Annotated in this window: 14 protein-coding genes; all 14 read left to right on the plus strand. The window is 61.5% G+C overall.

Features of this window, described 5'->3' with window-relative positions:
• Positions 1-29 precede the first annotated feature (29 nt).
• Positions 30-311, plus strand: coding sequence for a helix-turn-helix domain-containing protein (locus A9513_RS30735; RefSeq protein ID WP_065086409.1), 282 nt, complete (start codon positions 30-32; stop codon positions 309-311).
• Between the two features lie 34 nt (positions 312-345).
• On the plus strand, positions 346-915 hold the full coding sequence (hsp20, locus tag A9513_RS30740) for a small heat shock protein sHSP20 (protein ID WP_034126243.1): 570 nt from the start codon (positions 346-348) through the stop codon (positions 913-915).
• Positions 916-1,020: 105 nt separating this feature from the next.
• The gene (gene clpK, locus A9513_RS30745) at positions 1,021-3,870 is read left to right on the plus strand and encodes a heat shock survival AAA family ATPase ClpK (protein ID WP_065086370.1); all 2,850 of its coding nucleotides are present in this window, start codon (positions 1,021-1,023) and stop codon (positions 3,868-3,870) included.
• Entirely contained in the window at positions 3,870-4,061 is a 192-nt protein-coding gene (locus A9513_RS30750) for a hypothetical protein (protein WP_023383119.1), read from the plus strand. The genes clpK and A9513_RS30750 overlap by 1 nt, the downstream gene beginning before the upstream one ends.
• 55 nt (positions 4,062-4,116) lie before the next feature.
• On the plus strand, positions 4,117-5,934 hold the full coding sequence (gene ftsH, locus A9513_RS30755; protein WP_065086371.1) for an ATP-dependent zinc metalloprotease FtsH: 1,818 nt from the start codon (positions 4,117-4,119) through the stop codon (positions 5,932-5,934).
• Between the two features lie 87 nt (positions 5,935-6,021).
• Positions 6,022-6,480 (plus strand): small heat shock protein sHSP20-GI, encoded by a 459-nt coding sequence (hsp20-GI, locus tag A9513_RS30760; RefSeq protein WP_048376684.1) that lies wholly within the window; start codon positions 6,022-6,024, stop codon positions 6,478-6,480.
• Positions 6,481-6,502: 22 nt separating this feature from the next.
• On the plus strand, positions 6,503-7,417 hold the full coding sequence (gene yfdX1 / locus A9513_RS30765; protein ID WP_065086372.1) for a heat resistance protein YfdX1: 915 nt from the start codon (positions 6,503-6,505) through the stop codon (positions 7,415-7,417).
• A 102-nt stretch (positions 7,418-7,519) separates the two neighbouring features.
• Positions 7,520-8,407 (plus strand): heat resistance protein YfdX2, encoded by an 888-nt coding sequence (gene yfdX2, locus A9513_RS30770; protein WP_065086373.1) that lies wholly within the window; start codon positions 7,520-7,522, stop codon positions 8,405-8,407.
• Positions 8,408-8,503: 96 nt separating this feature from the next.
• Positions 8,504-9,115, plus strand: a complete 612-nt coding sequence (gene hdeD-GI / locus A9513_RS30775; protein ID WP_023083189.1) for a heat resistance membrane protein HdeD-GI — start codon at positions 8,504-8,506, stop codon at positions 9,113-9,115.
• Positions 9,116-9,194: 79 nt separating this feature from the next.
• Positions 9,195-10,340: a hypothetical protein gene (locus A9513_RS30780; RefSeq protein WP_065086374.1), complete on the plus strand. Its 1,146-nt coding sequence runs from the start codon at positions 9,195-9,197 to the stop codon at positions 10,338-10,340.
• The gene (trx-GI, locus tag A9513_RS30785) at positions 10,330-10,770 is read left to right on the plus strand and encodes a heat resistance system thioredoxin Trx-GI (RefSeq protein WP_065086375.1); all 441 of its coding nucleotides are present in this window, start codon (positions 10,330-10,332) and stop codon (positions 10,768-10,770) included. Before A9513_RS30780 ends, trx-GI begins: the two co-directional genes overlap by 11 nt.
• A gap of 3 nt (positions 10,771-10,773) precedes the next feature.
• Complete coding sequence (locus A9513_RS30790; protein WP_065086376.1) at positions 10,774-12,480, plus strand: cation:proton antiporter; 1,707 nt, start codon at positions 10,774-10,776, stop codon at positions 12,478-12,480.
• On the plus strand, positions 12,477-13,394 hold the full coding sequence (locus tag A9513_RS30795) for a GGDEF domain-containing protein (protein WP_176707302.1): 918 nt from the start codon (positions 12,477-12,479) through the stop codon (positions 13,392-13,394). The genes A9513_RS30790 and A9513_RS30795 overlap by 4 nt, the downstream gene beginning before the upstream one ends.
• Before the next feature lie 28 nt (positions 13,395-13,422).
• Entirely contained in the window at positions 13,423-13,506 is an 84-nt protein-coding gene (locus A9513_RS36245) for a hypothetical protein (RefSeq protein ID WP_193759561.1), read from the plus strand.
• Positions 13,507-13,509 lie beyond the last annotated feature (3 nt).

The raw sequence follows: 13,509 nt of genomic DNA on the forward strand, positions 1-13,509 counted from the left end.
CGCAAAGAGACGCGATTGGAGCGGGTGAGATGAAAGCGCACCTTCAGGTGATTTTCACGCTCGATGAATTGGCTGCGTACTTGAAAGTCGGCAAGCGGACGCTTTATCGGCTCGCCGTGCCCGGGGAAATTCCGGCTTTCAAGGTGGGCGGGACGTGGCGGTTTCGTCAAAGTGAAATCGATCAGTGGATCAATGATCAGACCCGAGCCGGAGCAAAGAAGGAGGTGATGCGCAAGCGTGAACAGCAGAAGTCATCCGAGCAGCCCGTGTCGCCTGGGCGCACTGCCCGTCGCAGCAGGCAAAGGGCTTGAGTAACTCGTTTTTCAATTTTTCTGGAGGTATGACATGGACATCGATTTCAAGAAGTTGGCTCCCTGGAACTGGTTCAAGAACGAGCAGCAAGAGCAGCAGACCGCCTCTTCCCTGCCGGTGCAGCGCAATGACCTGCCAGCGGCGAGCGGGCCAGTCAGCCCGATCCTGCAACTGCATCGCGAGATCGACCGGCTGTTCGATGACGCGTTCCGGGGCTTCGGTTTTCCGGCGCTGGCCATGCCGCGGCTGCCATCCGATTGGTCGGGCATGCTGAAGCCGGCCCTGGACATCCAGGAAACCGACAAGCAGTACAAGATTGCCCTGGAAGTGCCCGGTGTCGAGGAAAAGGACATCCAGATCACCCTCGACAACGACGTGCTGGTGGTGCGTGGCGAGAAGCGCCAGGAACAGGAGAAGAAGGAAGGTGGCTTCCACCGTGTGGAGCGCACCTACGGCAGCTTTCACCGCGCCTTGAACCTGCCTGACGACGCCAATCAGGATTCGATCAAGGCATCGTTCAAGAACGGGGTGCTCACGGTCACGATCGACAAGCGCGAGGTCAGCGCGCCGAAGCAGGGACGTTCGATCCCGATCAACAGCTGACGTCGCCGGCTCGTTCGTCACAAGAAAAACCCGGTACGAGACGAGGTGTCGCGGCTCGCGATGCCTCGTCGCCTCAACCTTGTCAACCTTCTCAGGAGCATCAGCATGGCCAGAAAACAATGCCAGGTCTGCGGCCAACCCGCCACCGTGCGGGTGGAAGCCAATCTCAACGGGCGTCACAGCACCATGCTGTTGTGCGACGACCATTACCGCCAACTGGTGCGCCAGCAAAAGCGCACCGTCTCGCCGCTGGAAGCCTTGTTCGGCTCGCGCAGCGGCCTGTTCGAGGACTTCCTCGGCAGTGACTTCTTCCGCATCGGCGACGACGCGACGCCCTTTGCCGCCGATACCGATGACGTGGTCGATGCCGTGTTTGGCGAACCCGCCGCCGCAGGTTCGGGTGCACCGCGCCGGCGCGGCAGTGGGCTGGCCAGCCGCATCAGCGAACAGTCGGAAGCCCTGCTGCAAGAGGCCGCCAAACACGCTGCCGAATTTGGCCGCTCCGAGGTGGATACCGAACATCTGCTGCTGGCGCTGGCCGACAGCGACGTGGTCAAGACCATCCTGGGTCAGTTCAAAATCAAGGTCGATGACCTCAAGCGGCAGATCGAGTCCGAGGCCAAGCGCGGGGACAAGCCGTTCGAGGGCGAGATCGGCGTGTCGCCGCGCGTGAAGGATGCGCTCAGCCGCGCCTTCGTGGCCTCCAATGAACTCGGCCATTCCTATGTCGGTCCGGAGCATTTCCTGATCGGTCTGACCGAGGAAGGCGAAGGGCTGGCCGCCAACCTGCTACGCCGCTACGGCCTGACGCCGCAGGCGCTGCGCCAACAGGTCAGCAAGGTGGTCGGCAAAGGCGCCGAGGATGGCCGCGCCGAGACGCCGACCAACACGCCAGAACTCGACAAGTATTCGCGCGACCTCACCAAGATGGCGCGCGAGGGCAAGCTCGATCCGGTCATCGGCCGTGCGCAGGAGATCGAGACCACCATCGAGGTGCTGGCCCGGCGCAAGAAAAACAACCCGGTGTTGATCGGTGAGCCCGGCGTCGGCAAGACCGCCATTGTCGAAGGACTGGCGCAGCGGATGGTCGCCGGCGAAGTGCCCGAGACGCTGCGCGACAAGCGTCTGGTGGAACTCAACATCAACGCCATGGTGGCCGGCGCCAAGTATCGCGGCGAGTTCGAGGAGCGCGTGCAGAAGGTGCTCAAGGAAGTGACCGAGCACCAGGGCGAGATGATTCTCTTCATCGATGAAGTGCACACCATCGTCGGTGCCGGCCAGGGTGGCGGCGAAGGCGGGCTGGACGTGGCCAACGTGTTCAAGCCGATGATGGCGCGCGGCGAGCTGAACCTGATCGGCGCCACCACGCTCAACGAGTATCAGAAGTACATCGAGAAGGACGCCGCGCTGGAGCGTCGTTTCCAGCCGGTGATGGTGCCCGAGCCGACGGTAGCGCAGACCATGATGATCCTGCGCGGCCTGCGCGACACCTTCGAGGCGCACCACAAGGTCAGCATCACCGAGGATGCGATCATCGCCGCCGCCGAGTTGTCGGACCGCTACATCACCGCGCGCTTTTTGCCTGACAAGGCCATCGACCTGCTTGACCAGGCGGCCGCACGCGTGAAGCTGTCGGCCACGGCTCGCCCAGTGGCCGTACAAGAGCTGGAGTCCGAACTGCACCAGTTGCGGCGTGAGCAGGACTACATGGCCTCGCGCAAGCAGTACGACAAGGCCGCCGAGCTGGGCAAGCGCATCGAGGCAAAAGAGGCCGAACTCAAGAAGCTCATCGAAGATTGGGAGCGCGAGCGCGCCTCGGGCAGCGCCGAAGTCAAGGCCGAGCATGTCGCGCAGATCGTCTCGCGCCTGACCGGCATTCCGGTCAACGAGCTGACGGTGGAAGAACGCGAGAAGCTGTTGCATCTGGAACAGCGGCTGCACGAGCGCCTGGTGGGCCAGGACGAAGCGGTGCGCGCGGTGGCCGATGCCGTGCGGTTGTCGCGCGCGGGGCTGCGCGAAGGCGGCAAGCCGGTGGCGACTTTTCTGTTCCTCGGGCCGACCGGCGTGGGCAAGACCGAGCTCGCCAAGGCGCTGGCCGAGTCCATCTATGGCGATGAAGGTGCGCTGCTGCGCATCGACATGTCCGAGTACGGGGAACGCCATACCGTGGCACGCCTGGTGGGCGCGCCTCCGGGTTATGTGGGCTATGACGAGGGCGGCCAGCTCACCGAGAAGGTGCGTCGCAAGCCCTACAGCGTGTTGCTGCTGGACGAGATCGAGAAGGCTCACCCCGACGTCTACAACATCCTGCTGCAGGTGTTCGACGACGGGCGGCTCACCGACGGCAAGGGCCGGGTGGTGGATTTCACCAATACCATCATCATCGCCACCTCGAACTTGGGCTCGGACATCATCCAGCGTCGGCTGAAGGCCCGTAGCGCCGCCGGCGAGGAATACGAGAAGACCAAGTCCGAGGTGATGGACGTGCTGCGCGGACACTTCCGCCCCGAGTTCATCAACCGCATCGACGAGATCATCGTCTTCCATGCGCTGGGCAAGGAGGAGATCCGCCATATCGTCGGCCTGCAGCTCGATCGTGTGGCCCGCAACGCCGCCAGCCAGGGCGTGACGCTGACCTTCGATCAGACCTTGATCGACCACTTCGCGGAGGAAGGCTACAAGCCCGAGTTCGGCGCGCGTGAGCTCAAGCGGTTGATCCGCAGCGAGCTGGAGACGGCACTAGCGCGCGAGATGCTGGGTGGCGGTATCGGCAAGGGCGATCACGCCAGCGCCCGCTGGGACGACAAGGCCGAACGGGTGGTGTTCGAACGCCATGAGTCACCGCAGACTCCGGCCGAGCCAGAGCAGCCGGATGCCGCGAAGGCGGCCGAGGCGCCGCATGGCGACGCGGGTAAGGGCTCTCGCAAGAAGAAGTCGGCGAGCGACGCGTCTTAATGTTGGGAGAGGCTGCCGTGTCCGATCCCATCGGCCTGGCATGGGCAGCCTCCCTGGCCTCGATCGCGGTGGCGGTCGTGGCCGCGGGTCACGCGGTCGTCTACAAGCGTGATCCGCGGTCGGCCACGCCGTGGGGGCTGCTCATCAGCGGCGGCACTGCCCTCCCGCTCGCTGGCCATCCGTTTGCGTGACGGCGCAGCCCGTCTGTTCACCTGATGGCGACTCGACTTTCGAGGAACACGGCCCATGGAAAAAAAGAATCAATGGAATACCGGCTACTGGATCGTTGCCCTCCTGCTGTTGTTGAGTTTGCAGAGCTACTGGCAGACGGCGAAAACCGTCGAGCCGGTGCCCTACAGCGAGTTCGAGAAGGCGCTGGCCGAGGGTCGCGTGGCCGAAGTGCTGGTGTCGGATCGTACGGTGACCGGGCGCCTGAAGTCGCCGGACAGCCGGGGCAAGACGACGATCGTGGCAACGAGGGTCGAACCCGATCTTGCCGATCGCCTGTCGAAGTACGACGTGCCCTATGCCCGCGTGTTGGAGAGCACCTGGCTGCGCGATGTGCTGTCGTGGATCCTGCCAGCGGTAGCCTTCTTTGGCGTCTGGTTCTTCCTGTTCCGCCGCTTCGCCGAGAAGCAGGGCATGGGCGGGTTTCTCAACATCGGTAAGAGCCGCGCCAAGGTGTTCGTGGAAAAGAACACCGGTGTGACGTTCGCCGATGTCGCGGGGGTGGATGAGGCCAAGGCGGAGCTGGTCGAGATCGTCGATTTCCTGAAGAATCCGCAGGACTATGGCCGTCTCGGGGCGCGCATCCCCAAGGGTGTGCTGCTGGTGGGGCCGCCCGGCACCGGCAAGACCTTGCTGGCCAAGGCGGTCGCCGGTGAAGCGGGCGTACCGTTTTTCTCCATCTCGGGTTCGGAATTCGTCGAGATGTTCGTCGGCGTGGGCGCGGCGCGGGTGCGCGACCTTTTCGAGCAGGCCCGCGGCCAGGCGCCGGCCATCATCTTCATCGACGAGCTCGACGCGCTGGGCCGTGCGCGCGGCGTCGGCGGCCCGATCGGCGGTCATGACGAACGCGAGCAGACGCTCAACCAGTTGCTGACCGAGTTGGACGGTTTCGATGCCTCCGTGGGGCTCATCATTCTGGCCGCGACCAACCGGCCCGAAATCCTCGATCAGGCGCTCTTGCGCGCCGGCCGCTTCGACCGCCAGGTGCTGGTGGACCGCCCCGACAAGAAGGGCCGGCTCGACATCCTGAAGGTGCATGTCAAGAGAGTCACGCTGGCACCCGAGGTCGACCTCGAGCAGGTGGCCGCGCTGACCACCGGCTTCTCGGGGGCGGATCTGGCCAATCTGGTCAACGAGGCGGCGCTGGCCGCGACGCGCCGCCGCTCGCAGGCCGTGGAGCTGCAGGACTTCACCGCCGCCATCGAGCGCATCGTGGCGGGGCTGGAAAAGAAAAACCGCGTGCTCAACCCCAAGGAGCGCGAGACCGTGGCCTATCACGAGATGGGCCATGCGCTGGTGGCGCTGGCGCTGCCGGGCACTGACCCGGTGCACAAGATTTCCATCATCCCGCGTGGCATCGGCGCCTTGGGCTACACCCTGCAGCGCCCGACCGAAGACCGTTTCCTGATGACGCGCAGCGATCTGGAACACAAGATCGCCGTGCTCCTGGGCGGACGCGCGGCCGAGAAGCTGGTGTTTGGCGAACTCTCCACAGGGGCGGCCGACGACCTGGCGCGGGCCACCGACATCGCCCGCGACATGATCACCCGCTTCGGTATGGACGAAGGCTTGGGCTACATCGCCTTCGAGGCGCAGCGGCCGCGCTTCCTCGACACGCCCGAGTTGGCCCACGGCGGTTGCCGGGTGGCCGAATCGACCCAGGCGCGCATCGATCAGGCTATCCGCGACATCGTGATGGGCGTGTTCGAGCGCGCCTACCGGATTCTCGACATCAACCGCGCGGTGCTGGAGCGCTGTGCGCGCGAGCTGCTGGCGCGGGAAACGCTCGACGAAAGCGATATCCGTCAATTGACTCAAGGACTTGTTCGGAACTGAAAACAGTAGTAGGTGCCATTCAGAGTAAACCGACGGCTCTGTTCAGTGCGTCATCCAATTCGTCGGCATTGTTCAAGGAGAACCGATATGTCTGCATTGACTCCGTGGGACCCCTTCCGGGAACTGGATGAATTGCAAGACCGCCTGGCGACGATGTTGGGACGGACACCCCAGCGACAGGGCGCCCGTACCAGCAACGAAGCCATGACCACGGCGGACTGGGCGCCAATGGTGGACATCAGCGAGGATGAGAACGCATTCATCCTCAAACTGGATCTGCCGGAGGTCCCCAAGGATGCCGTGCGCGTCAGCGCGGAAAACGGTGTGCTCACCATCAGCGGCGAGCGCAAACTGGAGAAAGAGGAGCAGGGCAAGAAGTTCCACCGCATCGAACGTGCGTATGGCCGCTTTGTGCGCAGCTTTGTCTTGCCTGACAACGTTGATCCGACCAAGGTGACGGCTTCCATGAAAGACGGCGTGCTGGAAGTGCGGCTTGTCAAGGCCGAGCAAGCCAAACCGAAACAGATTGAAATCTCAGTCAACTAACTTTAATTAGGAGCCCAAGATCATGAATATCAAACAGCCAAAATACATCTTCTCCGCACTTGCCCTGGCGGTCGTCGTCGGACTGAGCGGACCGGCTCTGGCCCAATCAGCGGCAGGTTCTAGCCCAGGTGCTGCAGCACCCTCTGCCGCATCCAAGGCGGCGCAGCCACAAGTAGACGACAAGGCCGCCCAGGAAGCCGAAAAAAAGCGTGCCGAGCTCACTCAGGACGCCATCACGGCGCTCACCAAGACCCAGGAGGCTTTGACCCTCCTTGATGCAAATAAGACCAAGGAGGCGCTCGCTGCGCTGGAACTGGCCACCGGAAAGCTGGAACTGGTATTGGCGCGTGAGCCAAAACTTGCTTTGGCGCCCGTCGATGTAAGCGTCATCACCCATGACATCCACGCCGACGTGGAATCGGTCAAGAAAGCGGTCAAGTTGTCTCGGGAGTTGTTGGATGATGGCGAGGTGCAAAAGGCACGGCCCATTGTTGCCAATCTTGCCAGCGAAATCGTGATCGAAACCGACAACCTGCCGATGGCAACGTACCCGGCAGCGATCAAGTCGGCTGCACGGCTCGTCGACAGCGGCAAGATCGACGAAGCCAAAGCAGAGCTCGCCCGAGCACTGAACACGCTGGTGGTCACCCAAGTTGTACTCCCTCTGCCCGTGCTACGGGCCGAAGCCGCGATAGCAAAAGCTGAAAAGCTGGCCGAGACTGACAAGCGCGATGCCAAGCAGAACGAGGAGCTCAGCACCTTGCTGTCGTCCGTGCGCACGGAGATCGAGCTGGCGCAAATCCTGGGTTATGGCAAGAAGGAGGACTTCAAACCCATCTTCGATCAGGTGAAGTCCATTGAGCAAAAGTCGGCTGGTGGCAAAAGCGGCAAGGGATGGTTCGACGAGTTGAAGACGCGCATCCAAACGCTGTTTTGAGGTGATGAAGGGGCTGACTGCTCTGTCGGTCAGTCTCGCGATGTTCGCAGTCAGCCCCAATAGATTCGCCTATTTTCACTAACTCATACGAGGCATATCACCATGAATGAGCAAACATCGAATCCCAATGCGACGAACAAAGAAATAAACGAACAGGCCGCGGTAAGCAGCCTTCCTGTCAGTCCAGAGGCCAAGGCTGAAGTCGTCACGGAGGTACAGCCTGAGGTTCAGAAGGAAACGGACTCGCAGGCGGCAGACAAACGTAAACAAGTCCTCGATGAGGCCGTCTCGGCCTTGGCGCTGACCAAATCAGCGCTGGCGGCCCTGGACGAAAAAGAATCCGCGCGAGCACTGGCAACGCTGGCCGAAGTGACGGGAAAGCTGGAGCTGATCGTTGCACGCGAACCCACGCTCGCCCTGGCCCCCGTTGATGTGCGCACCATCGTGCACGACTTGTTCGCCAACACGCAAACCATTGAGGCGATGACCGACGAGGCGCTGGATGCCCTCAAACATGGCGAGGTGCAACAGGCACGTCACGTGCTGGCTTTGCTGGCCAGTGAAATCGTGATCGCGGTCACCAACATCCCTCTGGCGTCCTATCCCGCAGCCGTGAAGTCAGTCGTGCCGCTGATCGATCAGGGCAAGATCGAAGAAGCCAAAGCCGCGCTGCAGTCAGCGCTCAGTACGCTGGTCGAGGAGCGCAGCGTGCTTCCGCTGCCCGTCCTGCGTGCGAAGCTGCTCCTGAAGCGCGCCGAGACCTTGGTAGAAGATGGTCAGCGGAGCGAAGCGTCCAATGAGCGCCTGGAGACATTATTGAACGAAGCGCGGCAGCAGTTGGAAATGGCAGAACTGCTGGGCTATGGAAAGAAGAAGGACTTTGAGCCCCTGTATGCTGAACTCAAGAAAGTCAAGCAAAAGACGGCTGGGGGAGGCGGCGGAAAAGGCTGGCTCGATGAAATCAAGGCAAAGCTGTCCAAGTTGTTTTGAAACCGCTGGATAGGGCGTAAGAGGGGCGCGTCGCGCCCCTCTCTTGGCTCAGGAGTGTTTGCTTTTTCACCCCATTAGATCTTTAGGAGATATTGCATGAACACAGACACCATCGCTAATTCCAATGCGGATGACCCCACCAAAGCACTGTGTTCGCTGAGCCAAAATTGGTGGCTTTTTGTGCTGCGCGGTGTCGTGGCATTGATTTTTGCAGCCCTTGCGTTCTGGATGCCACAATCGGCTCTGTTGGCCATGACCATCATGTTCGGCGCATTTTCCTTGGTCAATGGCGCTTTCAACTTGGTTGCAGCGGTGCGCCATATCCAGAAAAAAGAGCGCTGGGGCTGGCTGCTGTTCAGCGGCATTGTCGGCATACTTACGGGCGTCGTCGTCCTGGTTGCTCCTTGGGTCGCCACGATAGTCTTGGCTTCTTTTTTATGGGCTAGCGTGGGCTTCTGGGCGATTTTCACCGGTGTGCTGGAGATATCCGCCGCCGTTCGGCTGCGTCAAGAAATCAAGGGTGAAATTTGGCTTGCCTTCAGTGGACTGCTCTCGATTGTCCTTGGCGCTATCGTCTTGTGGATATTTTTTTCCCGTCCGGTCGAGTCATTCCTGGCCGCAGGCTGGCTGTTGGGCTTCTATGCGGCAGTCTATGGTGTCACGCTTTTGTTCTTGAGTTGGCGTCTTCGCAAAACGCGCCAGGGATAAGAGCGGGTCAAACTAAATTCTATGGATATGAGCATCCTCGATTCATACCTCCATAGAAATGACATCGAAGGAGTCATACATGCAGATGCAATATGGCTATCGAGCTATCGACAAAGAGTTTCATGAACCTTGGCAGAGAGCTTTGGGAAATGTGATCGAGCACGCCCTCAAGCCATTGCTCGACAAACACACTAAAGATTCAGCGCAACTTCAAATCGTCCTTGATCGCGACAAGATCAAGCGGCAATTTCTGGCCAGTGGCTATATGCACCTGCCCGGCAAAAAGATTGTCAGCGTTACTGCATCACATGACGAGCTGACGCCCCTCGCGCAGATGCTCGCACAGTCGTTGTTCCGTCAGGCCAAGAAGCATTTTGACCGACTGCATGCTCAGGATCAAATCAAGCGCAAAGCACGACGCGAGCGCTTGCGCGAGCTCAAGGTGCGGATTGCCGCAAAACCCGCATCAGCCGCCCATGAGGCCGAGGCGACCCGAATGCCTCTACTGTCGAAACTTGAGGCTGTCGCAAGGCGTGAGCTGGCTTATCTGCGGGCCGTCGGCGATTTACCGCGCGATTATCCGACGCTGCGCGACGTGGTGGATGAAGCGATTGTCCAAGCTGAGGTGGAATGGCAATCCGTGCCGGAAGAAAAAGCGGCTTACACCGGTCTTTTGAAGCATCTGTTCGCCGTCCTGGATAACGAAGTGGCAAGCAGCCGGCAATTTGGCGAATTCGTTTCTCTGGACGCGCCGGTCGAACCGGATGCCCAGGACGTCGCCGAGGCCATGGTGGAAGAGGAAATCTTCGAATTTTATCAGCCCGATGACACACTCAAGCTGGCCGATATCTTCGCTGGCAGTCAGCATCCCGATGCCGCAACGATCGCGGAACAGGAGGAGCTGATTGATCGGTCGAGCGAGTTTGCTTTTGCATTTGACCTGATGAAGGGTATGCCGCGTTTGTGGCGGCGCATTTTTCTGCTTATCCGTGTGGACGGGCTGGATGCCAGCAGCGTCTCTGAAATCCTGCTGATTCCTAGTAAGGAAGATACTGTCCAAAGGTGGCTGATGCAGGCCGAAGCGTTCATCGCTGCTCATTTGGAAGAGGCCGGAGTAAGCAAACACGGGAACGATTGGCTCCAAGGCGTTGATTGGTCGGCATTGTCTGTGACCCGAAGCGCGGCAGCCTCACTGTGGTCCAAGGAGGCGAACCATGAAGAATGATCTTCACCTCGTCTGCCCGCATTGCCAGTCCATCAACCGCGTACCGACTGCGAAGCTATCGGAACATCCCAACTGCGGCCGCTGCCAGCAGCCCTTGTTCACGGGCGAACCCATCGAGTTGACCACGGCGACGTTCTCGCGCCACGTGGAGCGCAGCGACCTGCCACTGTTGGTCGATTTCTGGGCACCTTGGTGCGGGCCGTGCAAGATGATGGCCCCGCAGTTCCAACAAGCGGCGCGCCAGCTCGAACCCAGGGTCAGGCTGGCAAAGGTCAATACCGAGGCAGAACCCCACCTGGCCGCCCAGTTCGGTATCCGCAGCATTCCGACGCTCGCCCTGTTCCAGGGCGGACGTGAGATCGCCCGCCAGGCAGGCGCCATGGGCTCGCAGGACATCGTGCGCTGGGCCTCTGCACAGGTGGGACGCTGACCGATGCAGGATTTGCTCGGCACTACCCTGATCCTGCTGGCGGCGTGCAGCCTCGCGGTGGTGGCGACGGCGGCGTTCAGAGTACCCGCCTTGCTGGGTTACCTCGCCGTCGGCGCCTTGCTGGGCCCCTCGGTCAGCGGTGTGATCGCGCCGGGAGAGGCGTTGACTTTCATATCCGAACTGGGTGTGGTCCTGCTGCTGTTCATGGTCGGACTGGAATTCTCGCTGGGGCACTTCTGGCTCACTCGCAAGACCGTACTGGCGTCCGGCAGCTTGCAGATGGTCGTCGTGGCCGCGCCACTGACCCTGGTGCTGATCGGGTTGGGTCAGCCAGCTCAGAGCGCTGCACTGCTCGGCGCCGCAGCGGCCATGTCGTCCACGGCGCTGGTCAGCCGACAGCTGGCCGACCAAGGCGAGCTCACCACCCGCCACGGCCGCAGTGCCATCGCCGTGCTGGTCTTTCAGGACCTGGCCAGCGTGCCCCTGCTGGCCCTGCTGGCGATCTGGGCGCGCGGCGACTCGCCGAAGATCGAGAGCGTGCTGCTCGAAGTGTTGGGCGTGCTGGTGTTGTTCGCGGCAGCGGCGGTTGCCTCGCGTCGTCTGTTGCATGGCCTGCTGGGCTGGGTGGCGCGGCAGGGCCACGAAGAATCCTTCGTGCTGGTCTCCTTGTGCGTGGTCGTGGCGGCAGCCGCTGCTGCACACGCCGTCGGCGTATCCGCCGCCCTGGGGGCCTTTCTCGCCGGCATGGTCCTGGGCGAGAGCGACTTCCGGCACCACATGGAAAGCCACCTCAAGCCCTTTCGTGATGTGCTGTCGGGCCTGTTCTTCGTGACCATTGGCCTGCAGCTGGACACCGCGCAGATCGTGGCCGCACCGCTGGCGGTACTGGGTTGGCTGTTGGCCTTGGTGCCTCTCAAGATGGGGCTGAACTTTCTGGCGCTGCGCGCAACCCGCCTGTCGGCGCTCGACGCCTGGCGCGCAGGCATCGTGCTGGGTCATGGCGGCGAGTTTGCGCTGCTGCTCCTGGGCATGGTCATGCAGCAGCACCTGATCGCCGCCACCATGGTGCAACCGATGCTGGTGGCGCTGGTGTTGAGCATGGGGTTGGCACCGCTCCTGATCCGACACCATGACCGATGGGCGCGGGCTTTCAGCCGCTCGGGCGCACTCGGTCAGCCACCGCAGGCCGAAGAAGGCGAAGTCGCCGAGCGGGCGCGGTCGTTACGCGACCATGTGATCATCTGTGGGGCGGATGACGTCGGGCTGCTGCTGAGCCGAACGCTGCGCCTGGCAGGCATACCGCATTTGCTGCTGGAATCGGACCGCCAACGGGTCGAAGCGGGGCGTGCGATGGGGGCGCCGGTGTCGTATGGCGATGCCAGTCGGCTCGACACCCTGGCCGCCGCCGGATTGGCCCATGCCCGCCTGGTGGTGCTGACGTTTGCCCGTCCGCAGACGGCCCTGCGTATCGCTCAGGCGGTTCTCGATCGCCGCCTGAGCTTGTCCGTGGTGGTGGCCACTGAGCGCGTAACGGATGCCCAGCTTTTGCGTAATCTGCCCAATGTCAGACTGTACCCGTTGTACCTGGCTGCGGGACTGGGACTGGCCGAGCAGGTACTGTTGATGTTGGGCATCAACGCCGACCAAGTCGACCACCGGATCGAGGAATTACGGCAGACACTCAGTGAGTCAGGTGGGGATAGACCATGAACGGGCCGACCATTTGGCTGATGGTGTCGCTACTTGCCAATATTGGCATGGCGGTTGCGCTATGGCGTTTTGTTCGTACCAATCGCCAGAGGCGTGACGAGCTGAAGCATCGCCAACAAGCGCAAATCGATGACAAGGAACGGATCGCCATCGCCCTGGAGGGCGCAGGGCTGGGATTCTGGGAGTGGGATATCGCTACCGACAGCTTCAGGCTTTCTGCCCGCAGTCTGGCGATGTTCGGCTTGACCTCCGACGAGGAGGTTGGCGCCACCCATGCCGCATGGCAAGCGCGTACTCACCCGGAGGATTTGCCGGTCGCTCTGGCAAAGGTGCGCGCTTACCAAGAAAACCCGTCGGAGCGATTGGAGTGCGAGTACCGCGTTCGTCATCGATCTGGCGTTTGGATTTGGGTGCTGGATCGCGGCCGTTGGCTGGGTGGCGCGGGCAGGCAACTGATAGTCGGCACTCTGCTCGACATCTCTTCTCGCAAGGAAATGGAGCAGCAGTTGCTGCGTATGGCGATCACCGACCCCTTGACCGGCTTGTCGAACCGGCGGGCTTTTAACGAACGATTACAGCTGGAATGGGAGCGCCTAAAACGCAGCCCCGAGATACAAGCAGCACTTGTGCTCTGCGACATCGATCACTTCAAGCGTATCAATGACACCTATGGACACGGATGCAGCGATGAGGTGCTCAAGCACTTTGCTTCACGGTTGAGGGAACATGTTCGCGCAACCGACATGGCTGCCCGGATTGGGGGGGAGGAATTCGCTGTGTTGTTGGAAGCGGCATCGATAGAAGACGCCCAAGTATGGGCGGAGCGATTTCGTCAGGACACTGCGGCGACAGCGGTGGTGTGTGGAGAGGTGTCGATCAGCTATAGCGCCAGCATGGGGGGAGGCTCTCCTTGACCCCCGTTTGCACTCTGTCGAGCAGGTGATGCAGCAGGCGGACAGCGCGCTCTACCAGGCAAAAAGACAAGGGCGCAACCAAGTTGTGGGTGCACAAGTATTTCAGAATTGAGAG

The sequence above is a fragment of the Pseudomonas sp. AU12215 genome (assembly GCF_001675465.2).
GTDB classification, from domain to species: domain Bacteria; phylum Pseudomonadota; class Gammaproteobacteria; order Pseudomonadales; family Pseudomonadaceae; genus Pseudomonas; species Pseudomonas nitroreducens.